This window comes from Stutzerimonas azotifigens (assembly GCF_013522725.1).
Classification (GTDB): domain Bacteria; phylum Pseudomonadota; class Gammaproteobacteria; order Pseudomonadales; family Pseudomonadaceae; genus Stutzerimonas; species Stutzerimonas azotifigens_A.
Map to the genome: position 1 here is coordinate 303,361 of NZ_JAAMRF010000002.1, position 23,346 is coordinate 326,706.

The following is a 23,346-nucleotide window of genomic DNA, read 5'->3' on the forward strand; positions in this document are numbered from 1 at the left end:
GTGCGACCTTGTGTCGCAGTATAGGAAGCGAGGCAACGCCGCGGGCGGGGGGGTTAGAGCGTTTCGAAGCTAAGCGGTCAGCGGTAATAGCGCTGCAATATTTCCATTGCCAGGTTGATCGACTGCAGACGCGTAGTACTTCCGCCACGATCGGGGTGGTGCTGACTGACCAGTTGGCGATAGCGCAGTTTGATTACTGCAAGGGTCAGCGGCTGCGGCGAAGAATCGAGTTCGAACAGTTCGAGCGCGGCGCGTTTTTCATCACCGCCCTGCATGCGTGTCCAGAAGCTTTCGAGCAACTTCTCCACGTCCTCCTCGCGGGTGTCGCGCAGGGTGCTCAGGTCCAGGTAGTACTCGCGCAGCGGGTCCTGCAGCGCCAGTTCGTCGCTGCCTTCGGCATAGGGCAGCAACTGGATGCACAGAGGTGAAATCGACACTTGAGCGGAGCGCTCGGCCAGCAGGCGGTCCCGCAGTAGGTAGAGGGCGTTGAACACCAGGAAATGCGTGCGGAACAGCACCAGCTTGTCCGTTAGGGGGAGGTTCGGGATACGTGTGCTGTGGCGGCTCTTGAGCTGCTGGATGAGCTGATATTCGCTGCAGCCCTGGGGTTGCTCGCGCAGGAGTATCAGCAACTGGTCGGGGAGCTCCAGCTCCGGGGGTAGGTCCTTGTTCATCGACGCAGCCTAGCACGGGCGGTGCGGTAGCGGACGGTCGGCCAGTCGATGGGGTAGGGGCGCGGCACGTTTGTGCGTAAAATGCGCGCCTTTCGCACTATTCCCGGATTCCTGAGCACCATGGGCACCCTTTCGGTCAACCAGAACAAACTGCAGAAACGCATCCGTCGTCTCGCCGGCGAAGCCGTCACCGATTTCAACATGATCGAGGACGGCGACAAGGTGATGGTCTGTCTGTCCGGCGGCAAGGACAGCTACACCATGCTCGACGTGCTGCTCTATCTGCAGAAGGTGGCCCCGATCCGCTTCGAGATCGTCGCGGTGAACATGGATCAGAAGCAGCCCGGTTTCCCCGAGCACGTGCTGCCGCAGTACCTGGAATCGGTGGGGGTGCCGTACCACATCATTGAGAAGGACACCTACTCGGTGGTCAAGGAGAAGATTCCTGAGGGCAAGACCACCTGCTCGCTGTGTTCGCGGCTGCGTCGTGGCACGCTCTATACCTACGCCGACGAGATCGGTGCGACCAAGATGGCGCTCGGACACCATCGCGACGACATCCTCGAAACCTTCTTCCTCAACATGTTCTACGGCGGAACCCTGAAGGCCATGCCGCCCAAGCTGCTTTCCGACGACGGGCGCAACGTGGTGATTCGCCCGCTGGCCTACTGCAACGAGGCGGACATTGAGGCCTACGCGCGGATCAGGGAGTTTCCGATCATCCCGTGCAACCTCTGCGGCTCGCAGGAGAACCTGCAGCGCCAGGTGGTCAAGGAGATGCTGCAGGAGTGGGAGCGCAAGAGCCCGGGGCGCACCGAGATCATGTTCCGTGCCCTGCAGAACGTGGTGCCGTCGCAGCTGGCGGACCGCAACCTCTTCGACTTCCAGAGCCTCAGGATCGACGACAGCGCGACGCCACGCTTCCTCGACGTGATGAGCCTGTAAGGCAAGCCGATGCGCGACTATAAATGGCTGCATGAATACTGCCTGAACCGCTTCGGCTCTGCCGCTGCGCTGGAGGCGCGTCTACCGCAGCCGTTGACCGCCGAGCAGCTCAGGACCATCCCCGACGATCGTTACCTGTCGCAACTGAGCCTGCGCATCTTCCGCGCCGGGCTCAAGCACAGCCTGGTGGATGCCAAGTGGCCGGCCTTCGAGCAGGCGTTCTTCGGCTTCGATCCGCACAAGGTGGTGCTGATGGGCGGCGAGCACATCGAGCGACTGATGCAGGACGCTCGGCTGATCCGCCACCTGGGCAAGCTCAAGAGCGTGCCGCGCAATGCGCAGCTCATCCTCGACGTGCAACGGGAGCGGGGCAGCTTCGCCGCGCTGATCGCCGATTGGCCCGTGACCGATATCGTCGGGCTCTGGCGCTACCTGGCCAAGCACGGCAACCAGATGGGCGGGCTGTCGGCACCGCGCTTTTTGCGCATGGTCGGCAAGGACACCTTCGTCACCACCCAGGATGTGGTGGCGGCGCTGAGCGCGCAGCAGGTCATCGACAAGGCCGCGACCAGTCAGCGCGATCTCGCGGCGGTCCAGGCTGCCTTCAACGAGTGGCATGCCCAGAGCGGGCGCCCGCTCTGCCAGCTATCGTTCATGCTGGCGCACACGGTCAACCATTGAGCGGTGCGCGCGCGATCTTCAGCTGAGGGAGCCGCGATGGAGCGGAACATTGCACGCCTCGTCGAGGCCCTAGCGCAGGCTAGGCGCACGCTGATCGTCACCGGTGCGGGCCTTTCGGCCGATTCGGGACTGCCCACCTACCGTGGGCTGGGCGGTCTGTACAATGGTCATACGACCGAAGGCCTGCCCATCGAGGCCGCCTTGTCTGGGCCGATGCTGGTGCAAGACCCCGCGCTGTGCTGGAAGTACCTGGCCGAATTGGGCAAGGCGTGTCTGGGGGCAAGGCCGAACGCCGGCCATTACGCCATCGCCGATTACCAGCGACGCACGCCCGGTTGCTGGGTCCTGACGCAGAACATCGATGGCTACCACCGCGCCGCCGGGAGCCCGCCCGAGCGGCTGATCGAGATCCACGGCGAACTGCAACCCCTGTTCTGTCAGCGCTGCGGTACGCAGGATCCTGAACTCGAAGCCCATCTGAGCCGAGCGCTACCGCCGCGGTGTGCACGGTGCGATGGTGTGCTGCGACCGCCGGTCGTGCTGTTCGAGGAGATGTTGCCGGCCAAGGCGCTCGAGACGCTGCAGCGCGAGGTCGCCCAGGGCTTCGATGTAGTGCTGGCGGTGGGCACCACGGCGAGCTTCCCGTACATCGTCGAGCCGATCCTGCGTACCCGCCAGCAGGGCGGTTTCACGGTCGAGATCAATCCGGGTGAAACGGAGCTTTCGGGTATTTTCGACCTGCGTCTCGCGGCTAGCGCGTCAGACGTTTTGCCGCACGCACTTGGTCACATTTCCCATGTTAGAAATTGATCATCGAACTCATTGAAGGCATAGTCGCGCCACCTTCAATTTCCAGACACGGTCGTGCCCATGCTCAAACGCTTCGCACCCCTCGTGCCTTTCGCACTCATCGCATTGCTTGGCGCCTGTGCAACAGCGCCTCAGACAAGTGAAATCGACACCGCCGCGCAATCCGTCCGGGCAGCGGTTGGCCCAGCCAAGTTCAAGCTGTCCGAGCTGCCTGAAGAGTCTGCCGAGATGCAGGTCGGCGAATTCGACGACGACCATGACTACAAGTTGCCGCAGCTGGCTGACAGCGTTCTGGAACGCGGCTTCGATCTGGTGGGCACGCCTTACCGCTACGGCGGTGGCTCGGTAAAGACCGGTTTCGACTGCAGCGGCTTCGTCGGCTTCGTGTTTCGCAAGGAGACCGGGATCGAGCTGCCGCGCTCTACGCGCGAGATGATCAAGCTGGACGCTCCGAAAATACGCCGCGATCAGCTTGCGCCCGGCGACATCGTCTTCTTCAACAACCGTGGTCGTGGTCGTGTCAGCCATGCAGGCATCTACATCGGCGACGACCAGTTCATCCATTCCGCCAGCCGTCGCAGTGGCGGCGTTCGTGTAGACAGCCTGGACGACGCCTACTGGCGCGCCAGTTTCATGGAGGCCAAGCGGATCCTCGCTTCGGCGCCTTCGACCCAGGTGATCGCGCGGCACCCGTAATTTCCTGTAATCACGGCGGCGCTCTGCGCCGTCGCTCTTCGTCTATCGCGGGTTGCGTTCCAGCAGGCATGGCGGCAGAGTGACAGCTTTCTGTCCGGACCGTCTGCCATGCCTGTTACGGCTCGTCTCTGCCTCATTTCCCTGCTTGCCCTGTTGGGCGCATGCGCCAGCCAGCCGCCGTCGGCCCCGCCGGTTGCGCCGCAGATCGTCGCACCTGCCGGAAGCTTTCCGCGCGCCGCCGAAGACGTGCTGTTCCGCGCCCTGGGCCTGGTCGGCACGCCCTATCGCTACGGCGGCAACACCCCCGAAGGCGGCTTCGACTGCAGCGGCCTGATCGGCTACGTCTACCGTGATGCGGCAGGCGTCGCGCTTCCCCGTACCACGCAGGAGCTGAGCCGCATGCGCGCCTCCACGGTGCGCGTCGATGCGCTGGGCCCTGGCGATCTGGTGTTCTTCGCCACAAACGGCGGCAGCCGTGTCAGTCACGCCGGCATCTACGTAGGCGAGGGGCGCTTCGTCCATGCACCGTCGACGGGTGGAACGGTGCGCCTCGACAGCCTCTCCAATGGCTATTGGAAGAACAGCTACCTGAGCGCCAAGCGTGTGCTCGACAACGAACGCCTCGCCCATAATCCCTAGCCGGCCATGCCCGCGCCGGCCGCCTGACCGGAGACCGGAATGACCGCGCGCACCCTTCAGCTCGACGATGCCCTTCACCGTTACCTGCTCGACGTATCGCTGCGCGAGTCGCCCTTGCTGCGTCGACTGCGCGACGAAACCCAGGCGCTGCCCCGGGCGAGCTGGCAGATCTCGCCGGAACAGGGCCAGTTCATGAATCTGCTGGTGCGCCTGATCGGTGCCCGGCGGATCGTCGAGGTCGGCACCTTCACCGGCTACAGCGCGCTGTGCATGGCCGAGGCGACGGGAGAAGAGGGCAGGCTGATCTGCTGCGATCTGCCGGGCGACTACCACGCGATCGCACGGCGTTACTGGGAAGAGGCGGGTGTTGCCCCGCGCATCGATCTTCGCCCGGGTCCGGCGCTCGACACCCTGGCCTCGCTGCGCGAGGAAGTCGCACCCGGGCATTTCGACCTGATGTTCATCGACGCCGACAAGGCCAACTACCCGCATTATCTGGAGCACGCTCTGGTGCTGGTGCGTCAGGGCGGGCTGATTCTCTTCGACAACACGCTGTGGAGCGGTCGGGTTTTGGAAGCCGAACCGGCGAGCGCCGATACGCGAGCGATCCAGGCACTCAACCGGGCGCTGCGCGACGACAGCCGCGTCGACCTTTCGCTGCTGCCACTCGGCGATGGGCTGACGATCTGCCGTAAGCGTTGAACCATGGTGCAGACGATCCGGCTGCCGCCGCAGCCGCAGGCCTGCGAACTTTGCGGGCGCCAGGTCGCGCTGACGCGCCACCACCTGATTCCCAAATCCCTGCACGACAAAGCCTATGTACAAAAGCGCTACGGGCGCCTGGAGCGCATCACCGCCACGCTATGGGTCTGCCGGCCCTGCCATGACCAGATCCACAAGGTGCTGAGCGAAAAGGAGCTGGCGCTCAGCTACAACAGCCGCGAGGCACTGCTGGCGCATCCGCAAATTCAGACTTTCGTCCAATGGCTTTCGCGCAAACCGGCCGGATTCGTACCCAGGCACTAGTGCCGTAAGGCATTGCGAGCGGCTGGTCAGAAAACCAGCAGGAACGCCTCATCTATTTCCAGATGTGTCCGATAGCCGATGAGGCTACTATCTGGGCCCTTTTTCTGGCTGCGCGCCTCGCGCGTGAACATCCCTTTTCCGGTACCCCCAAATGCTGCCTTCCATTTTGATAGGTCTGGCCCTGATCGCGCTGCTCGGCGTGATATTCGAAGAAAAAACCCATGTGAACAAAGCCAAGGTGACGTTGTTTTTCGGCACCTTGTCCTGGGTGCTGCTGTTCGTCTTCTCGACGCCCGGGGATGAGCGTTCCCTGGTGCTCGAAAGCCTCAACGAAAACGTCGCCGATATCGCCGGGCTTTGGATTTTCCTGGTGGCGGCGATGACGTTCGTCGCCTACCTGAACAAGAAGGGCATGATCGAGACGCTGATCTACCTGGTCCTGCCGGCGCGGATCAGCGAGCGCGCCTTGCTGTTCCTGACGGCGCTGTTCTGCTTCGTGTTCTCGTCGCTGGCCGACAACATCACCGCCACGCTGGTATCGATCACGCTGATCCTCTCGCTGCGGCTCGATGCGGCCAAAACCGTCAAGTTCGCGACCCTCGTGGTATTCGCTGTGAACTCCGGGGGCGTGGCGTTGATTACGGGCGATGTCACCACGCTGATGATCTTCCTCGCCGGCAAGGTGAAGATTCTCCAGTTGCTGGCGTTGGCACTGCCTGCGTTCGCCGCGGTGATGCTGCTCGCCTTCATGCTTTCGGTGGGCATGAACGGGGAGGTAACCGTGACCAAGAAGCGCACCGAGGTGCGCGGCGTGGACGTTGCCATTGCGCTGATCTTTCTGGGCACGATTCTTTCGACCATCGCCGGCAATTTCTTCTTCCAGATCCCGCCGGTGCTGACCTTCCTGACCGGCCTGTCGATCATGTTTCTGGTGGCCCGCTTCTTCAACGAGGACAACGACACCGATCCGATCCTGGAGTACGTGCGTCAGGTCGAGTTCGAAACCCTGTTCTTCTTCCTCGGCATCCTGCTGTTGGTGGGCATGCTCAAGGAAATCCAGGTGCTCGACGGGCTGGTACGGATCTACGACATGATCCCGGCCGTGGCCGCGAACTACCTGATGGGTGTGCTCTCGGCAGCGATCGACAACGTGCCGTTGACCGCCGCGCTGCTCAAGTCGGGACTGGATATGGGCACGGCTGAGTGGATGGTGCTGACCTACGCAGTTGGCGTGGGCGGCTCGCTGCTGGTCATCGGTTCGGCGGCCGGCATCGTCGCGATGAGCAAGGTGCCCGGTCTGACCTTCGGCACCTACCTCAAGTATTTCCTGTTCCTGTTCATCGCCTTCAACTGCGGCTTCGCCGGCGTCTATATGCTGGGCCGGTTGATGGCCGCCGGGTAGCCCGGCGGACTCCTGGAGTCGTCGCAGAGTATGTTTCCTGATCCTTCGCAACGGAATTTCCCTCCACAACGAAGGGTCTAGCCCCTGAGCCTGGCGGCAAACCGACGCCAGCCGGAGCGAAGGAAGGGGTGCGATGGCGATCAGCCGACCAGGCCGTCTGAGCACTGGTCTTGCCAGCCTCGTGGTGCTTGCGGCGAGCACGCTGTGCGCTGCCGCAGCGCAACAGGAGGGCGACGAGTCTCTCGCCCGCGGCGAGTACCTGGCGCGGGCGGGCAACTGCCTGAGCTGCCACACCCGCGAGGGCGGGGCGCCATTCGCCGGCGGCGTGCCGTTCGAAACCCCGTTCGGCATGCTCTATTCCACCAACATCACCCCGGATCGCGACACCGGCCTCGGGCAGTGGAGCGATGAAGACTTCGTCCGTGCGCTGCATGAAGGCGTCGGCCGCCAAGGCGAGCACCTCTATCCGGCCTTTCCCTATACCGCCTACACCAAGATGAGCCGCGACGACGTGCTGGCCATCAAACGTTACCTGGACGGCATTGAGCCGGTCGCCTACCAGCCGCCTGAGAACCGGCTGCGCTTTCCGTTCAACCAGCGCGCCACGCTGGCGGTCTGGAAGCTGGTGAACTTCGAGGCCGGGCGTTTCCAGCCCGATCCCCAGGCCAGCGATGAGGTCAACCGCGGCGCCTACCTCAGCGACGCCGTCAGCCACTGCGGCGAATGCCATACCCCGCGCACGCTCACCCAGGGGCTCGACGCACAGCAGCATTACGCCGGCGCGACGCAGCAAGGTTGGACGGCATGGAATATCACCAGCCATGCGCGCGGCATCGGCGACTGGTCGCAGGAGAAGCTGGTTCGTTACCTGGCGACCGGTCACCTGCGTGGCGAGGCGGTTGCCGGAGGGCCAATGGCCGAGGTGACCAGCGATAGCCTGAGCTGGCTCAGCGATGCGGATATCCGAGCGATCGCGAGCTACCTCAAGCAGCTTCCCGCTCGCGAGGGCACGGTGCCGGCGCGCAGTGAAATAGAGCCGGCCAGCCCCGATCCCGACGATCCCGCCCATGGGCTGTTCGTGGCGGCGTGCGAGAGTTGCCACTACCCGGACGACCGCGGCCTTGGCGGGCCGTATCCCTCGTCCTTTCCCAACTATTCGGCCGTGCGCGACCCGGCCGGCACCAATCTGATCCGAGTGATGCTCGACGGTCTGGTGCGCGGCGGCCGCGCCGATCCGGCCTTCATGCCGGCCTATCGCGACCTGCTCACCGACGAGCAGATCGCCGAGTTGGCCACCTACATTGGCCAGCGGTTCGGCGGCCACGGCACCATTTTCAGCGCGGACGATGTTGCCGCACTGCGCGACTGACAGGAGCGTCCCATGGCCCTTTCTCTGCACGTCAACGGCCAGGCCCACCCGGTGTCGGCGGACCCGGATACCCCATTGCTCTATGTGCTGCGCAACGAGCTCGGCCTGAAGGGCCCCAAGTTCGGTTGCGGGCTGGGCGAGTGTGGCGCCTGTACCGTGCTGGTCGAAGGCTCGCCGGTCCGCTCGTGTGTGTTGCCGGTGGCCTCGTTCGCCGAGCGGGTGGTGACGACGCTCGAAGGGCTGGGAGACGCCGACAATCCCCATCCCCTGCAACAGGCGTTCATCGATGAGCAGGCCGCCCAGTGCGCCTACTGCATTCCGGGAATGATCATGTCCGCCCAGGCACTGCTTAGCCGGGTCCCGGAGCCCAGCGAGGCTCAGATCAGGCAGGCGCTGATGGCCAACCTCTGTGGCTGCGGCACCCACGTGCGGATCCTGCGCGCGGTGCAGCGCGCGGCCCGTGCCATGGCGGGGGAGCGCAGGGTATGAGCGGATTTTCCCGGCGCAGATTCCTGCAGGGCTGCTCGGCGGCGCTGGTGGTGGGGTTCAGCCTCGTTCGTCCGGTCTCGAGCCTGGCGGCCCAGGCGCTCGGTGCCGACGCGCCGGACAAGCCCATCGATGGCGAGCAGCTCGACGCCTGGCTGGTGGTCCGCGACGACGGGCATGTGGTGGTCTACAGCGGCAAGGTCGAACTGGGCACCGGCATCGAGACGGCGCTGCGGCAGATCGTGGCCGAGGAGCTGGGTGTCGCCTTCGCTGCCACGTCGCTGGTGCAGGGCGATACGCAGCTGACGCCTAACCAGGGCGTCACGGCGGGCAGCAAGACGATCCAGGTCGGCGGTCGGCAGTTGCGCCGCGCCGCCGCCACGGCCCGAGAGGCGCTGCGCCTGCGGGCGGCGGAGGTTCTCGGGGTACCGGGCGATGCGTTGCAGCTGCACGACGGCCGGGCCAGCGTGCGCGAGCGGCCGGAGCAGGCCGTCACCTACGCCGAGCTGATCGGCGGGCGGTCGTTCGACCAGCCGGTCGATCGCTCGGCGCCGTTGCTCGAGCCGGCGAGTTACCGTCTGGTCGGCACCTCGGTGCCGCGCGTGGACATTCCGCCCAAGCTCTTTGGCGAGTTCAGCTTCGTTCAGGACATTCGCCTGCCCGGCATGCTGCATGGGCGGGTAATACGTCCGCCCATCACCGGGGTCAGCGCCCTGGAGGTGAAGATCGAGTCGATCGACGACAGCGCCTTGCCCGAAGGTGTGCAGGTGGTGCGCCGCGGGGCCTTTCTGGGGGTGGTGGCAGAGAACGAGTGGGCCGCGATCCAGGCGGCGCGATCATTGAAGGTGCAGTGGTCGCACGACGTGGCGCTGCCGGAGATGGAGCGGCTGTACGACTACCTCGAAGCGCTGCCGGCCAGAACCTCCCGCATCGTCGACCGGGGCGAGCTGCACCCGCAGTTCGAGGCGGCCGCCCAGGTGCTCGAGGCGCGGTACGAGTGGCCTTACCAGAACCACGACTCCATAGGCCCGTCCTGTGCGGTGGCCGATGTTCGCGATGACGAGATCACCGTCTGGTCCGGCACCCAGGGGCCGCACCAGTTGCGCCAGGTACTGGCGGCCCTGGCCGAACGGCCGAAGGAGGCGATCCGGGTGATCTACGCCGAGGCGTCCGGTTGCTACGGCCACAACGGCGCCGACGACGTCGCCGGAGATGCCCTGCTCATGTCCCAGGCGGTCGGCCGACCGGTGCGGGTGCAGTGGTCGCGCGAAGACGAGCATGGCTGGAACCCCAAGGGCCCGGCGATGCGGATGCGGCTGCGCGGCGCGCTCAACGATGCCGGGGAGGTACGTGGCTGGCACTTTCGCAACTGGACGCCGACTCACTCGACGCGACCGGGGCCGGATGGCGGCGATCGTGCGCTGCTGGCGGGCATGCTGATCCACGGCATGCCGGAATTCAGCCGCCACGTGGGCGGCGATCGCAACGCACCGATCGACTATCGCTTCGAGCACTGCCGGGTCGAGGTGAACTGGCTGAAGGTCGCCGACACGCCGCTGCGCCCGTCGGCCTTGCGTGGCCTGGGCGCGGTGCAGAACTGCTTCGCCAACGAGAGTTTCTTCGACGAGCTGGCCCATGCGGCGGGTCGCGATCCGCTTCAGATGCGATTGCAGTACCTGGACGACCCACGCGCGCGCGCCGTGCTCGAGGCGGCGGCCGAGCGTGCCGACTGGCAGGCGGCACGGCGCGGCGAGCAGCGCTGGCGTGAAGGGACCGCCAGCGGGCGCGGCGTGGCCTATGCGCGCTACGAGAACGAAAACGCCTACGTCGCGGTGATTGCCGACGTGGAGGTGAGCGAGCGGGGCGTGAAGGTCACGCGGGTCACCGTGGGCCACGACTGCGGCCTGATCATCAACCCCGACGGGGTGCGCAACCAGGTCGAAGGCAACGTGGTGCAGGCGATCAGCCGTACCTTGAAGGAGCAGGTGGTCTTCGGTCGAGAGGGGGTTACCAGCCTGGAGTGGGGCGCCTATCCGCTGATTACTTTCGCCGAGGTGCCCGAGGTGGACATCATATTGATCGACCGCCCCGGCGAGCCTTCGGTGGGCGCCGGGGAGGCGGCCAGTGCGCCGATACCGGCGGCCATCGGCAACGCAATCTTCGATGCGACCGGCTTGCGCCTGCGTCAGGCGCCCTTCACCCGGCAGCGCCTGCTGGCGGTGCGCGACGCCTGAGTCACCAGGACAGGTTGAAGTGCGAGCCGAGCACGAAGTGTCCGTCGAGCAGATCCCAGCGCTCCACGCACGCGGTCTTATGGCCCTCGGTACACAGGCGTAGACGGTTGAACGAGTTGGGCGAGGTGCCGCGCACCCGCGAGGAGAGCGTAGTGCCGGCCTGCACCATCCAGATCTCGCGGGAGAGGCTCTGGTACTGCTTGGACAGCGGCAACACGTAGGGCAGGTGGATATGACCACCCATGACCATGTCCAGGCCGGCCTCGGCCCAGCGTTCGAGGGCGGGCTGCGCACCGTGCTGCAGGTTCCTCAGGTCGCTCGGCACCATGGCGCCGAACGGCTGGTGGGCGACCACGATGCTGACCTTGTGGCGGTCGCTTCGCTCGAGCTTGCGACACACCGCCTCGACCTGCTCGGGGGTCACCAGGCCGTCCTTGTGCCGTTTCGGCGCCGTGGTGTTGAGGCCGATGATCAGCGCATCGTCGTTCTCGAAGGTCGGCTCCAAATCATCGCCGAAGTGCTTGCGGTACTGGCCGTAGGGGCTGATGAAGCGACGCAGCAGGTTGTACAGCGGAATGTCGTGGTTGCCGGGAATCACCAGGCTATCGGGAATGCCGTGCCGCTCGAGGCGCTGCATGAAGGCGCGGGCGGCGGCGAACTGGGCCGGGCGGGCGCGCTGGGTGATGTCGCCGGACAGGATCAGCAGATCGGCTCCATGCTCCACCACGTGCCGTTCCATGGCGTCGAGAACCGCCGGCTGTTCCGTGCCGAAGTGGGTGTCGGAGATCTGCAGGATATGGGTCATGGGGCTCGGGCATCCTTCTTGTCGTGAGCGATGAGCATTACTCATTCGAAGCTCGAGCGCGCCGGGCGTTCCGATGGGTGCGCAACGAGATGCAACAGTGCGGCGCAGCGGGCCATGCGCGTTGGTTGCGCTCGGCAAGGCCTTACTCTAACCTGCGCCGCTTGCCTCAGGTGTCCGCTGGCCAAGGCCAGACGGGTGAAACAGGGAAGCCGGTCCATTCTCGCGAAGATTCCGGCGCTGCCCCCGCAACGGTAGGCGAGTCGAGAACCCTAACATGCCAAGGCGCACGCGTCGCACGGCAAGGGTTGCAACAGATGCGTGGCGGCCATCGCGGCCCGCGCGATCTCGCTCGCAAGCCCGGAGACCGGCCTGTCGCAGTCCATGGCATGCCGCGTGTGCCTGTCGGACGCGCCAGCCGCTTCCGCCAGGCAATCGCCTGCCTTTGCATGAGTCGTGCGGGTGGCACGACGGAGACCCGACCGTGTTGCGCACACCGCTTTCCCTGCCGTCGACCTCGCATCGATCGGCTATTTTTCTTCGGTCCTCCCTCGCCGGGCTTTCGCCTCGTCCCGCCGCCGTTAACCGCGCCAGTCGCCTTGCGTCATGCAGGGTCGCGTCTGGTGCTGGCTTGAGGAGTGCTGCAGATGAGTGAGTCAGACGAGCGCGACGCCCGCCACCGAGCGCGCATGCAGCGCAAGAAAGCCGTGATCGACGGCAGGATCGCCCAGGCCCAGGACGAATACGGCCTGCTGCTGGTGCACAGCGGCAACGGCAAGGGCAAGAGCAGCTCGGCCTTCGGCATGGTCGCGCGCGCCTTGGGGCATGGCATCAAAGTCGGCATCGTGCAGTTCATCAAGGGCGCGGCGAGCACGGGTGAAGAAGCCTTTTTCCGCCGCTTTCCCGACGAAGTGAGCTACCACGTGATGGGCGAGGGCTTCACCTGGGAAACCCAGGACCGCCAGCGCGACCGGCTCAAGGCCGCCGAAGCCTGGCAGGTGGCCGCTTCCCTGCTGCGCGATCCGGCCATCGGCCTGGTGGTGCTGGACGAACTCAACATCGCCCTCAAGTACGGTTACCTCGACCTGGATCAGGTGCTCGCCGACATCGAATCGCGGCCCCTGCTGCAGCACGTGGTGGTGACGGGGCGTGGCGCGCCGGATGACCTGATCGCGGCGGCCGATACCGTGACCGAGATGAACCTGGTCAAGCATGCCTTCAAGTCCGGGGTGAAGGCGCAGAAGGGAGTCGAATACTGATGCCCGCCTGCAAGCCTCGGCGCTGCGCGTCATGAACGATCGCCACTGCCCGGCGCTGCTGATCGCCGCGCCCGCTTCCGGCCAGGGCAAGACCACCGTGACCGCTGCGCTCGCCCGGCTCCACAGCCGCCAGGGCAAGCGGGTGCGGGTGTTCAAGTGCGGTCCGGACTTTCTCGACCCGATGATCCATGCCCGCGCCAGCGGTCAGCCGGTGTATCAGCTGGACCTGCGCATGGTGGGCGAGGCCGAATGCCGGCGTCTGCTCTGGGACGCGTCGGGCGAGGCTGATCTGATTCTCATCGAAGGAGTGATGGGGCTGTTCGACAGCAGCCCTTCGGCCGCCGATCTGGCGCGCCTGTTCCGGATTCCGGTGATGGCGGTGATCGACGGCTCGGCCATGGCCCAGACCTTCGGCGCCATGGCCCACGGCATGGCCACCTACCAGCCGGACCTGCCGTTCTCCGGGGTGCTCGGCAACCGCGTCGGCAGCTTGCGCCATGGCGAGATCCTGCGGGCCGCGGTGCCTGAAGGCATTCGCTGGTACGGCGCCTTGCCGCGCAGCGCCGAGTTCGAGCTGCCGAGCCGCCACCTGGGACTGGTCCAGGCCGAGGAGCTGGCCGATCTCGATGCCCGTCTGGACGCCGCGGCCGATGCCCTGGCGGCCAGTTCGGACGTCAGCCTGCCGCCCCCGGTGCGCTTTGCCGCGAGCCCGGCGCCGGCGGTGGGGCGGCTGCTCGACGGCGTGCGCATCGGCGTGGCGCGCGACGCCTCGTTCGCCTTTCTCTATCAGGCTAACCTCGACCTGTTGCGCGCGCTGGGCGCCGAACTGCGCTTCTTCTCGCCGCTCGTCGACGCTCAGCTGCCTGGGGTGGACAGCCTGTATCTGCCCGGCGGCTACCCGGAACTGCACATGCATGTCCTGAGTGCCAACACCGCCATGGGGGCGGCCCTCGCGGCCCATCACGCGGCCGGCAAACCGACGCTGGCCGAATGTGGCGGTATGCTCTATCTGCTCGATGCGCTCACCGATCTGTCCGGCGAGCGGGTGCCGATGCTCGGCCTGCTGACGGGCGAGGCGGTGATGCAGAAGCGCCTCACCGCGCTTGCGCTGCAGGAGGTGGAATTGCCCGAGGGGCGGCTGCGGGGGCATACCTTCCATCATTCGCGGCTCGAGAGTCCAATGCAGCCCATCGCACTGGGCGAATGCCCGAATTATCGGCGCACCCAGGAAGCGGTGTTTCGCGACCGCCGCCTGACCGCGTCCTACATCCACTTCTACCTGCCGTCCGATCCCGCCACGGCGGCGGCCCTGTTGCGCCCATGAATCGACACGCCTACAGCGCGGATGAGCGCGCAGCCATCTACCGGGTGATTGGCGAGCGCCGCGACATGCGCCATTTCATCCCCGGCGAGGTGGAGCCAGCCCTGCTGGCACGCCTGCTCGAGGCGGCGCACCAGGGTCCCAGCGTCGGCCTGATGCAACCCTGGCGTTTTGTGCGCATCACCCGTCCGGCCTTGCGCACGGCCATCGGCGAGCTGGTCGAGCAGGAGCGGCTGGCCACGGCCGAGGCGCTTGGCGAACGCGGCGCGCAGTTCATGAGGCTCAAGGTCGAGGGCATCCGTGACTGCGCCGAGCTGCTGGTCGCGGCGCTGATGGAGGGGCGCGAGCCTTACGTGTTCGGCCGCCGCACCCTGCCGCAGATGGATCTGGCATCGCTGGCCTGCGCCATCCAGAATCTCTGGCTGGCGGCGCGCGCCGAGGGGCTGGGGATGGGCTGGGTGTCGCTGTTCGATCCGCTCGCGCTGGGCCGGCTGCTGGGCATGCCCGACGATGCGCAGCCGGTGGCGATTCTTTGCCTCGGCCCGGTCGAGACTTTCTATCCCGCGCCGATGCTGGCGATGGAAGGCTGGGCGCAACCGCGGCCACTGCAGGAATTGGTATTCGAAGATCAATGGGAACAACGATGACCAAAGGATTGTCCCGCGCCGGCCATAGGCAGGTGCGCGTTTGAGCCTGTTTCTGACGAGCGCCGCCGCGGTGGCGCTCGATGCGCTGCTCGGCGAGCCCCGGCGCGGCCATCCGCTGGTGGCCTTCGGTCGGATGGCCGAGCGGTTGGAGCGACGTTTCAATGGCGCGCAGGACACCGGTGAGGCGGGGCGCGGCTGGCGCAGCCATGGCGTGACTGCCTGGTGCCTGGCGGTGCTGCCGCTGACACTGCTGGCCTGGCTGCTCAGCCTGCTGCCGGGTATCGGCTGGCTGGTGGAAATCGCTCTGCTGTACATGGCGCTGGGGTTGCGCAGCCTCGGCGATCATCTGATGCCGGTGGTGACGGCCCTGCGCAGCGGGGATCTGCCGCAGGCGCGTCGTCGCGCGGGTTACATCGTCAGTCGCGACACCCGCGAGCTGGACGAAACCGCGGTGGCGCGCGCGGCCACCGAGTCGGCGCTGGAGAACGGCAGCGACGCGGTGTTCGCCACGCTGTTCTGGTTCGCCATCGGCGGGGCGCCGGGCGTTGTCCTGTATCGCCTGAGCAATACCCTCGATGCCATGTGGGGCTACCGCACGCCGCGCTTCGAGCGCTTCGGCTGGGCCGCGGCGAAGATCGACGATCTGCTCAATTACATCCCGGCGCGACTGGTCGCCGTCACCTATGCGCTGCTCGGTCGCTGGGATGGCGCCTGGCGTTGCTGGCGCCAGCAGGCGCGTCATTGGGACAGCCCCAACGCGGGGCCGGTGATGGCCGCGGGTGCCGGCGCTCTGGGTGTGTCGCTGGGCGGACCCGCCATCTACCAAGGGCAACTCCATGATCGCCCGCTGCTGGGCGAGGGGCCTGCGCCGCAGGCGCGGGACATCGAGCGCGCGCTGGATCTGGTCTGGGCTGGAGTCGGCCTGTGGCTGCTGGTGCTGTTGCTCGGAGGCTGGCTACGTGCTTGAGCATGGAGGACGCCTGCGCGCCGCGGCGGCTCGCCATGGCATACCGCTGGCCGACTGGATCGACCTGTCCACCGGCATCGCCCCCTATGGCTGGGCCCTGCCGCCCATTCCGGAGAGCGCCTGGACACGCCTGCCCGAACCTGACGACGGCCTCGAAGCGGCGGCTTGCGACTACTACGGCGCCGACGCGGTACTGCCGGTCGCCGGTTCTCAGGCGGCGATCCAGGCGTTGCCCTGGCTGCGCCCGAGAGCGCGGGTCGGGGTTCTCTCGCCCTGTTATGCGGAGCACGCCGAGGCCTGGCGTCAGGGGCATCACCTGCAGGAAATCAGCGAGGGCGCGATCCCGCGCGCGCTTGAGCGGCTCGATGTGCTGGTGGTGGTCAATCCCAACAACCCCACCGGGCGCCTGATTCCCCCGCAGCAACTGCTCGATTGGCATGCGCAACTGGCCGAGCGCGGCGGCTGGCTGATCGTCGACGAGGCGTTCATGGACTGCACGCCGCTGTTCAGCCTGGCCGCGCACAGCCAGTTGCCGGGGCTGATCGTGCTGCGCTCGTTCGGCAAGTTCTTTGGCCTCGCCGGTACGCGCTTGGGGTTCGTGCTCGCCGAGACGAAGCTTTTGCACGACTTGTCGGAGCGGCTGGGGCCTTGGGCGGTGAGCGGCCCGGCGCGCGTGCTCGGCACTGCACTGCTGAACGATGGTGAGGGCCAGCAACGCCAGCGCGAGCGTCTGCGTCGGGACGGCCAGCGACTGGCCATGCTGCTGGCGCATCACGGGCTGCCGGTCACTGGCGGCTGCGCGCTGTTCCTGTGGATCGCCCACGCCGAGGCGCAGCTGCTGCACGAGCTGCTCGCCTGCAACGGCATTCTTACGCGGTTGTTCGAGCAGCCGCTCAGCCTGCGTTTAGGCCTGCCGGCGGACGAGCCGGCTTGGGCGCGGCTGGAGCAGGTGCTGACGGCTTTTGCGGAGCAGCATGCATGACCACACTGATGGTGCAGGGCACCACCTCCGATGCGGGCAAGAGCACCCTGGTGACGGCGCTGTGCCGCTGGCTCAGGCGCCAGGGCGTGGCGGTGGCGCCGTTCAAGCCGCAGAACATGGCGCTCAACAGCGCGGTCACCGCCGACGGCGGCGAGATCGGCCGGGCCCAGGCCGTACAGGCCCAGGCCTGCGGCCTGGCGGCGCACACCGACATGAACCCGGTGCTGCTCAAGCCCAACAGCGACATCGGTGTCCAGGTCATCATCCACGGGCGTGCGGTCACCAACATGGATGCGGCCGCCTACCACGACTACAAGCGCGTGGCCCGAGAGGCGGTGCTGCAATCCCACGCTCGGCTGAGCGACGCCTTCCAGGTGGTGATGGTGGAAGGCGCGGGCTCGCCGGCCGAAATCAACCTGCGCGCCAACGACATCGCCAACATGGGCTTTGCCGAAGCGGTGGACTGCCCGGTGATCCTCGTTGCCGATATCGACAAGGGTGGGGTCTTCGCCCACCTGGTCGGCACGCTGGCATTGCTTTCTCCCAGCGAGCAGGCGCGGGTGAGGGGCTTCGTCATCAACCGTTTTCGCGGCGACATCGCCTTGTTGCAGCCGGGCCTCGACTGGCTGGAGGCGCATACCGGCAAGCCGGTGCTCGGCGTGTTGCCGTATCTCACTGACTTTCACCTCGAGGCCGAGGATGCCATCGATGCGCGTCAGTCGCGCAAGACCGGCGAAACCCTGAAGGTGGTAGTGCCGGTGCTGCCCCGGATCAGCAACCACACCGATTTCGATCCGCTGCGCCTGCATCCGCAGGTGGACCTGCGCTTCGTCGGCCCCGGCGAGCCGGTTCAGCCGGCCGATCTGATCATCCTGCCGGGCTCCAAGAGCGTGCGGGCCGATCTCGAATTTCTGCGTGTCAACGGCTGGGAGCGAGTCATCGCCCGCCACCTGCGTTACGGCGGCAAGCTGCTCGGTATCTGTGGCGGGTTGCAGATGCTCGGTGAGCGCATTGCCGACCCGCTGGGGCTCGAAGGCCCGCCGGGCGAATGCGTCGGGCTCGGCTTGCTGGCGTTCACCACCGAGCTCAAGGCGCACAAGCAGCTGCGTAACGTCAGCGGTCGGTTGTGCCTGGACGGTGCCCAGTTGAGCGGCTACGAAATACACGCCGGTGTCAGCGGCGGGCCGGCGCTCGAGCGGCCGCTGGTCGAGCTGGCCGATGGCCGGACCGATGGTGCGTTGAGCGCCGATGGCCAGGTCGCCGGCACCTACCTGCACGGCCTGTTCGAACAGCCCTCGGCGAGCGCCGCTCTGCTGCGCTGGGCTGGCGTGTCGGAGGTGCAGGCCGTCGACTACCAGGCGCTACGCGAGCGCGACATCGATCGGCTGGCCGATCTGGTCGAGGTGCATCTGGACATCGTTCGGCTGCGGGCGCTGTGCGGGTTGGCCGGACCGGATGCTCCCATTGCCTGCCCAAGAGGCTCGAAGCTCACATGATCGATCTGATTCTCGGCGGCGCCCGTTCCGGCAAGAGCCGCCTGGCCGAACGCCTGGCCCGGGACAGCGGGCTGGCCGTCACCTACGTGGCCACCAGTGAGCCGCTGGATGGCGAGATGGCCGAGCGCGTGGCCCAGCATCGGGCGCGTCGTCCGTCCAGCTGGACGCTGGTGGAGGAGCCGCTGCAACTGGCCCGGGTACTGCGCGAGCACGCCGGGACCGGTCGTTGCGTGCTGGTCGATTGCCTGACCCTGTGGCTGACCAACCTGCTGCTCGCCGAGGATGCGACGCGACTGGCTGCCGAGCGCGAAGCGCTGCTGGCGGTGCTCGAGGATGCACCGGGGCGGATCATTATGGTCAGCAACGAAACCGGGCTCGGCGTGGTGCCGCTGGGCGAGCTGACCCGCCGTTACGTCGACGAGGCGGGCTGGTTGCACCAGGCCGTGGCCGAGCGTGCCGAGCGAGTCATCTTCACCGTCGCCGGTCTTCCCATGATGCTCAAAGGATCCCTTGCATGACCGATCGATGGTGGAATGCGCCGTGCAGAACGGCGGACGATTCGGTGCGTCGCGCCGCCGAGGCCCGGCAGAGTCAGCTGACCAAACCCCGCGGCGCGCTGGGCCGCCTGGAGACCCTGGCCGTCGAGCTGGCGGCCTTGCAGGGCCGCGAGCGTCCGGTCGTCGAGCGTGTCTGGATCAGCGTCTTCGCCGGCGACCATGGCGTGGTGGAAGAGGGTGTGTCGGCCTACCCACAGGCGGTGACCGGCGAGATGCTGCGCAATTTCGTACGCGGCGGGGCTGCCATCAGCGTCCTGGCCAAGGTCCTCGGGGCGCCGCTGGAAGTCATCGACCTCGGCCTGGCGTGCCCGATCGAACCCCTGCCTGGCGTTCTGCAGCTGGGACTCGGTGCCGGCACGGCGAACATGACCCGCGAGCCGGCCATGACGCCTGAACAATGCGGCCAAGCGCTGGCGACAGGACGCGACAGCGTCGCGCGTGCCCAGGCGGCTGGCGCCCGGCTGTTCATCGGCGGCGAAATGGGCATCGGTAACACCACGGCCGCCAGTGCGCTGTCGGCCGCCTTGCTCGACGCCGCACCGGCCGATCTGTGTGGGCCTGGCACCGGTCTGGATGCCGCCGGCGTGCAGCGCAAGCTGGCGGTGCTCGAAGCGGCCCTGGCGCGACATGGCTCGCTGTGGACGCAGCCGCTCGAGGCCCTGCGCCGGCTGGGCGGGTTCGAGATCGCGGCGCTGGCCGGCGCCTATCTCGCCTGCGCGCAGCAGGGCGTGCCGGCACTGGTCGACGGCTTCATCTGCAGCGTGGCGGCGCTCTGCGCGGTGCGGCTCAATTCGGCGTGTCGTCCCTGGCTGATCTTCTCGCATCGTTCGGCGGAACCGGGGCATGTCGCCGTGCTGCAGGCCCTGGAGGCCGAGCCGCTGCTGGACCTGGGGCTGCGTCTGGGCGAGGGCAGTGGTGCGGCGCTGGCGGTTACTGTGCTGCAGCAGGCCTGCCTGTTGCACAACGGCATGGCGACCTTCGCCGAGGCGGCCGTCTCGGACCGCCCCGCATGAGCCTGATCGATCTGCTGCGCCATGGCGAGACCGAGTGCGGCGGCGGTTATCGCGGCAGTCTCGATGACGTCTTGACCCCTGCCGGCTGGCAGCAGATGCGACGCTCCACGCAGGACACGGGACCCTGGGATGTGCTGGTAACGTCGCCCTTGCAGCGCTGCGCCACCTTCGCTCGCGAGCTCGCCGACGAGCGTCAGCTGCCGTTGGAGGTCCATGCCGACCTGCGCGAGCTGCATTTCGGCGAGTGGGAAGGGCGCAGCGCCGCCGAGCTGATGGAAACGGCGCCGGACGACCTGGGGCATTTCTGGCGCGACCCCTACCGCTTCACGCCGCCGGGGGGCGAACCCCTGGTCGCCTTCGAGCAACGTGTGCTGGGCGCCCTGGCAGAGCTGCACGGGCGACATGCGGGCCGGCGACTCCTGCTGATTACCCACGCGGGCGTCATGCGCGTGTTGCTGGCGAGGGCGCAGGGCTTGCCCCGCGAGCGACTGCTCGAGGTGGTGGTCGGCCATGGCGAGTTACATCGGCTGGAGGACCTTTCCATACACCACCCGGACCACGTCGGCGGTAAATCCAACGAGGGCATCCCGTGCAGGCGTTGCTGATCGCGGTGCAGTTCCTAACCTGCTTGCCGGTTCGCCTGGCAGGCATGCCGGCACCCGACGCAATGGGCCGCTCGCTGCTGTATTACCCGCTGGTCGGCGCGATGCTCGGCGTGCTGCTGTATCTCGCCGCCGGCATGCTCGACGGCGCGCCCGCATTGCTGCAGGCGGCGCTGCTTCTCGCCTTGTGGGTGGGGTTGACTGGCGCGCTGCATCTGGACGGCCTTGCCGACAGCGCCGACGCTTGGCTGGGCGGCTTCGGCGATCGCGAGCGCACCCTGGCGATCATGAAGGATCCGCGCAGCGGGCCCGCGGCCGTGGTGGTGCTGGTCCTGACGCTGCTGCTCAAGTGCGCCGCGCTGTTCGCGCTGATCGAGCAGCAGCAGTTGGTAGCGCTGCTGCTGGTGCCGATACTCGGCAGAAGCGCGCTGCTCGCGCTGTTTCTCAGCACCCCTTACGTGCGCGCCGGCGGGCTCGGGCAGGCGTTGACCGAGTATCTGCCCAGAGGGCCTGCCAAGGCGGTGTTGGCGGCCGTTGCGTTGTTCGCCCTGGCGCTTGGCGGCGGGTGGCCGCTGCTGGTCGGTGTCGTGCTGTTCATGCTGTTGCGGCAATGGATGGTAGCGCGCCTCGGCGGCACCACGGGCGACACCGCCGGCGCGCTATTGGAGCTGCTCGAATGCGCCCTGCTGGTGAGCTTGGCGCTTGGTTGACGGCGCTGGCCGGCAGGGCGATGCTCAGGTTCCTGCCTGGCACCCGCTGCGATGCAGGCCGCCTTCGAATGGCAGCTTGGCTGGACGCCCTGCGTGCGCTAGCGTTCGCTGCATATTTCTCCTTTCGTGAGTCGACCCATGTCCCGCCACGCCCCTGCGCTGCTGATCGTCGACATGCAGAAAGCCATGCAGCAGGTGGCTGCGGGCCCGCGCAACAATCCCCTGGCCGAGCGCAACATTGCCGAATTGCTGCACGCCTGGCGCGGTGCCGATCGCTGGGTCGTGCATGTGCGACATCTGTCCCGCTCGCCCGGCAGCCTGTTCTGGCCGGGGAAGCCCGGTGCCGAATTCCAGGATGAGCTGGCGCCTCTTGCGCATGAGCACGTGGTCGACAAGAACGTCCCCGACGCCTTCACCCACAGCGGGCTCGAACGCTGGCTGCGGGTGCGCGACATCGAGGCGCTGGTAATCGTCGGTGTCAGTACCAGCAACTCGGTGGAGGCGACGGCCCGAAGCGCCGGAAACCTCGGCTTCCACACCCATGTGGTCAGCGACGCCACCTTTACCTTCGAAAAGGCTGATTACTCAGGCGTACGGCGCACTGCAGATGAAGTCCATGCTATGTCGCTGGCAAACCTGGACGGCGAGTACGCGCAGATTCTCGACACTCGCCAAGCGCTGAATCTGGGCTGAGCGATTCATTCCCAAGCATGCAACAGGAAGGTGAACGATGGCGACAGTGAGGATCGGCCTGATTGGCGACTATTGCGCCGAGGTTACCGCGCACCAGGCCATACCGCTTGCGTTGCAGGGTGCGGCGCAGCGGCTCGGAATCGAGGTGGCCTTCGACTGGGTTTCGACCGACAGCATCCTAGAAGGCTTCGCATTCGACGGGTTTGGCGGAATCTGGTGCGTACCGGCCAGCCCCTACCGCAACATGGAGGGTGCGCTGCGGGCGATTCGCCATGCGCGGCGGGCGGAAATTCCGTTCCTGGGTACCTGTGGCGGCTTTCAGCATGCGTTGGTCGAGTACGCGCGTAATGTCCTCGGCTGGGCCGATGCCGACCACGGCGAAACCGCTGGGGAGGGGGCCAGGCTGCTGATAACGCCCCTGTCCTGCGCCTTGATCGAGACGCGCGCGGAGGTCCGCCTGCGCGATGGCAGTCGCCTCGCGGCCATTTATTCCTGCGAAGAGATCAGCGAAGGCTACCGCTGCAGCTATGGGTTGAATGCCGCGTTTGCCGATGAGCTGCTGGGCGGTGCCCTGCGTGCTTGTGCCCACGACCTTGACGGCGAGGTGAGGGCGGTCGAGCTGGAGGGACACCCTTTCTTCGTCGCAACCCTGTTCCAGCCCGAGCGGAGCGCGTTGGCCGGAAACGCTGCACCGCTGGTCGAGGCATTCGTTCGCGCTTGCGCCGCGCGCGTTGCCGTTTCCAATTCGCCGGCGTAGCGTGGCCAGCATCCGAGTCGAGGGAAAACCCATGAAAGCCGTCCTGCTTGCCGTTGCACTCTGGGCTGTCGCCAGTTCCCCTGCCTATGCCGAAAGTTGCCCCGCGGTGCTGCAGCATGAGCTGCCGGCACTGCGCTCGAAGGAGACGCTGGATCTGTGCGAGCGTTTCGAGGGCAAGGCGCTGGTGGTGGTGAATACTGCCAGCCACTGCGGCTTCGCGCCGCAATTCGAAGGGCTCGAGGCGCTCTACCAACGCTACAAGGGGCAAGGCCTGGAGGTGCTGGGCGTGCCGTCGGACGATTTCTTCCAGGAGTCTGACGATCCCGAGGAAACGGCCAAGGTCTGCTACGTCAATTATGGCGTGACCTTCGCCATGGCATCGACTCAGCCGGTGCGTGGTAGCGATGCGACGCCGCTGTTCCGTGAACTGGCCGAGCAGGCTGGACAGGCGCCGCGCTGGAATTTCTACAAGTACGTGGTCGATCGTCAGGGGCGGGTGGTGGCCTACTTCCCCAGCAAGGTGAAGCCGGACGATCCGGAAGTTATTGCCGCGGTCGAAAGAGCGTTGCAACGCTGAA

The 23,346-nt window shown here is 66.6% G+C and carries 26 protein-coding genes and 1 riboswitch; of the genes, 24 read left to right on the forward strand and 2 right to left on the reverse strand.

The annotated features are described in order from the left end of the window. Positions 1 to 77: 77 nt before the first annotated feature. Entirely contained in the window at positions 78 to 674 is a 597-nt protein-coding gene (locus tag G7026_RS04350; protein WP_181069535.1) for a DNA-J related domain-containing protein, read from the reverse strand. 120 nt (positions 675 to 794) lie between these two features. On the opposite strand from G7026_RS04350, the gene ttcA reads away from it, so the two are divergent. The 11 genes from ttcA (at position 795) to G7026_RS04405 (ending at position 10,962) form a co-directional block, all read left to right on the forward strand. Beyond that, positions 795 to 1,619 carry a tRNA 2-thiocytidine(32) synthetase TtcA gene (gene ttcA, locus G7026_RS04355; protein ID WP_138407085.1) on the forward strand — a complete coding sequence of 275 codons (825 nt, stop codon included), beginning with the start codon at positions 795 to 797 and terminating at the stop codon, positions 1,617 to 1,619. 9 nt (positions 1,620 to 1,628) lie between these two features. Then, a complete protein-coding gene (locus tag G7026_RS04360; RefSeq protein WP_181069536.1) occupies positions 1,629 to 2,300 on the forward strand; it encodes a DNA-3-methyladenine glycosylase I in 672 nt (223 codons plus the stop codon). Positions 2,301 to 2,336: 36 nt separating this feature from the next. Beyond that, positions 2,337 to 3,110, forward strand: coding sequence for an NAD-dependent deacylase (locus G7026_RS04365; protein ID WP_181069537.1), 774 nt, complete (start codon positions 2,337 to 2,339; stop codon positions 3,108 to 3,110). A 60-nt stretch (positions 3,111 to 3,170) separates the two neighbouring features. Then, positions 3,171 to 3,806 (forward strand): C40 family peptidase, encoded by a 636-nt coding sequence (locus G7026_RS04370; RefSeq protein WP_181069538.1) that lies wholly within the window; start codon positions 3,171 to 3,173, stop codon positions 3,804 to 3,806. Positions 3,807 to 3,914: 108 nt separating this feature from the next. Further along, positions 3,915 to 4,445: a C40 family peptidase gene (locus G7026_RS04375; protein WP_181069539.1), complete on the forward strand. Its 531-nt coding sequence runs from the start codon at positions 3,915 to 3,917 to the stop codon at positions 4,443 to 4,445. A gap of 39 nt (positions 4,446 to 4,484) precedes the next feature. After that, the gene (locus tag G7026_RS04380) at positions 4,485 to 5,147 is read left to right on the forward strand and encodes an O-methyltransferase (RefSeq protein ID WP_181069540.1); all 663 of its coding nucleotides are present in this window, start codon (positions 4,485 to 4,487) and stop codon (positions 5,145 to 5,147) included. A gap of 3 nt (positions 5,148 to 5,150) precedes the next feature. After that, a complete protein-coding gene (locus G7026_RS04385; protein ID WP_181069541.1) occupies positions 5,151 to 5,471 on the forward strand; it encodes a hypothetical protein in 321 nt (106 codons plus the stop codon). Positions 5,472 to 5,622: 151 nt separating this feature from the next. Then, positions 5,623 to 6,873 (forward strand): sodium:proton antiporter NhaD, encoded by a 1,251-nt coding sequence (gene nhaD, locus G7026_RS04390; protein WP_181069542.1) that lies wholly within the window; start codon positions 5,623 to 5,625, stop codon positions 6,871 to 6,873. Positions 6,874 to 7,006: 133 nt separating this feature from the next. Next, positions 7,007 to 8,242, forward strand: a complete 1,236-nt coding sequence (locus G7026_RS04395) for a c-type cytochrome (RefSeq protein WP_181069543.1) — start codon at positions 7,007 to 7,009, stop codon at positions 8,240 to 8,242. A gap of 12 nt (positions 8,243 to 8,254) precedes the next feature. Further along, positions 8,255 to 8,731, forward strand: a complete 477-nt coding sequence (locus G7026_RS04400) for a (2Fe-2S)-binding protein (RefSeq protein ID WP_181069544.1) — start codon at positions 8,255 to 8,257, stop codon at positions 8,729 to 8,731. Further along, positions 8,728 to 10,962, forward strand: coding sequence for a xanthine dehydrogenase family protein molybdopterin-binding subunit (locus G7026_RS04405; RefSeq protein ID WP_181069545.1), 2,235 nt, complete (start codon positions 8,728 to 8,730; stop codon positions 10,960 to 10,962). Before G7026_RS04400 ends, G7026_RS04405 begins: the two co-directional genes overlap by 4 nt. A gap of 1 nt (position 10,963) precedes the next feature. Here G7026_RS04405 and G7026_RS04410 read toward each other — a convergent pair whose 3' ends face one another. Next, entirely contained in the window at positions 10,964 to 11,767 is an 804-nt protein-coding gene (locus G7026_RS04410; protein ID WP_181069546.1) for a metallophosphoesterase family protein, read from the reverse strand. A gap of 151 nt (positions 11,768 to 11,918) precedes the next feature. Continuing rightward, positions 11,919 to 12,154: riboswitch (cobalamin riboswitch) on the forward strand. A gap of 257 nt (positions 12,155 to 12,411) precedes the next feature. On the opposite strand from G7026_RS04410, the gene cobO reads away from it, so the two are divergent. From cobO to G7026_RS04475, 13 genes are all read left to right on the forward strand, one after another. Continuing rightward, positions 12,412 to 13,023: a cob(I)yrinic acid a,c-diamide adenosyltransferase gene (gene cobO / locus G7026_RS04415; RefSeq protein ID WP_181069547.1), complete on the forward strand. Its 612-nt coding sequence runs from the start codon at positions 12,412 to 12,414 to the stop codon at positions 13,021 to 13,023. A gap of 31 nt (positions 13,024 to 13,054) precedes the next feature. Next, positions 13,055 to 14,347, forward strand: a complete 1,293-nt coding sequence (locus G7026_RS04420) for a cobyrinate a,c-diamide synthase (RefSeq protein ID WP_181069548.1) — start codon at positions 13,055 to 13,057, stop codon at positions 14,345 to 14,347. Beyond that, positions 14,344 to 14,991 carry a 5,6-dimethylbenzimidazole synthase gene (gene bluB / locus G7026_RS04425; RefSeq protein ID WP_181069549.1) on the forward strand — a complete coding sequence of 216 codons (648 nt, stop codon included), beginning with the start codon at positions 14,344 to 14,346 and terminating at the stop codon, positions 14,989 to 14,991. The genes G7026_RS04420 and bluB overlap by 4 nt, the downstream gene beginning before the upstream one ends. A 40-nt stretch (positions 14,992 to 15,031) precedes the next feature. Next, entirely contained in the window at positions 15,032 to 15,958 is a 927-nt protein-coding gene (cbiB, locus tag G7026_RS04430) for an adenosylcobinamide-phosphate synthase CbiB (protein WP_181069550.1), read from the forward strand. After that, on the forward strand, positions 15,951 to 16,940 hold the full coding sequence (gene cobD / locus G7026_RS04435; protein WP_181069551.1) for a threonine-phosphate decarboxylase CobD: 990 nt from the start codon (positions 15,951 to 15,953) through the stop codon (positions 16,938 to 16,940). Before cbiB ends, cobD begins: the two co-directional genes overlap by 8 nt. After that, positions 16,937 to 18,436 (forward strand): cobyric acid synthase, encoded by a 1,500-nt coding sequence (locus tag G7026_RS04440; protein WP_181069552.1) that lies wholly within the window; start codon positions 16,937 to 16,939, stop codon positions 18,434 to 18,436. The genes cobD and G7026_RS04440 overlap by 4 nt, the downstream gene beginning before the upstream one ends. Continuing rightward, positions 18,433 to 18,954: a bifunctional adenosylcobinamide kinase/adenosylcobinamide-phosphate guanylyltransferase gene (gene cobU, locus G7026_RS04445; RefSeq protein ID WP_181069553.1), complete on the forward strand. Its 522-nt coding sequence runs from the start codon at positions 18,433 to 18,435 to the stop codon at positions 18,952 to 18,954. The genes G7026_RS04440 and cobU overlap by 4 nt, the downstream gene beginning before the upstream one ends. Next, complete coding sequence (gene cobT, locus G7026_RS04450) at positions 18,951 to 20,006, forward strand: nicotinate-nucleotide--dimethylbenzimidazole phosphoribosyltransferase (RefSeq protein WP_181069554.1); 1,056 nt, start codon at positions 18,951 to 18,953, stop codon at positions 20,004 to 20,006. Before cobU ends, cobT begins: the two co-directional genes overlap by 4 nt. Then, positions 20,003 to 20,611: a histidine phosphatase family protein gene (locus G7026_RS04455; protein ID WP_181069555.1), complete on the forward strand. Its 609-nt coding sequence runs from the start codon at positions 20,003 to 20,005 to the stop codon at positions 20,609 to 20,611. Before cobT ends, G7026_RS04455 begins: the two co-directional genes overlap by 4 nt. After that, a complete protein-coding gene (locus G7026_RS04460; RefSeq protein WP_181069556.1) occupies positions 20,596 to 21,318 on the forward strand; it encodes an adenosylcobinamide-GDP ribazoletransferase in 723 nt (240 codons plus the stop codon). The genes G7026_RS04455 and G7026_RS04460 overlap by 16 nt, the downstream gene beginning before the upstream one ends. Before the next feature lie 138 nt (positions 21,319 to 21,456). Further along, on the forward strand, positions 21,457 to 22,011 hold the full coding sequence (locus G7026_RS04465; RefSeq protein ID WP_181069557.1) for a cysteine hydrolase family protein: 555 nt from the start codon (positions 21,457 to 21,459) through the stop codon (positions 22,009 to 22,011). 37 nt (positions 22,012 to 22,048) lie between these two features. Then, the gene (locus G7026_RS04470; protein WP_181069558.1) at positions 22,049 to 22,768 is read left to right on the forward strand and encodes a CTP synthase C-terminal region-related (seleno)protein; all 720 of its coding nucleotides are present in this window, start codon (positions 22,049 to 22,051) and stop codon (positions 22,766 to 22,768) included. A 31-nt stretch (positions 22,769 to 22,799) separates the two neighbouring features. Beyond that, positions 22,800 to 23,345: a glutathione peroxidase gene (locus G7026_RS04475; RefSeq protein ID WP_181069559.1), complete on the forward strand. Its 546-nt coding sequence runs from the start codon at positions 22,800 to 22,802 to the stop codon at positions 23,343 to 23,345. Position 23,346: the final 1 nt, after the last annotated feature.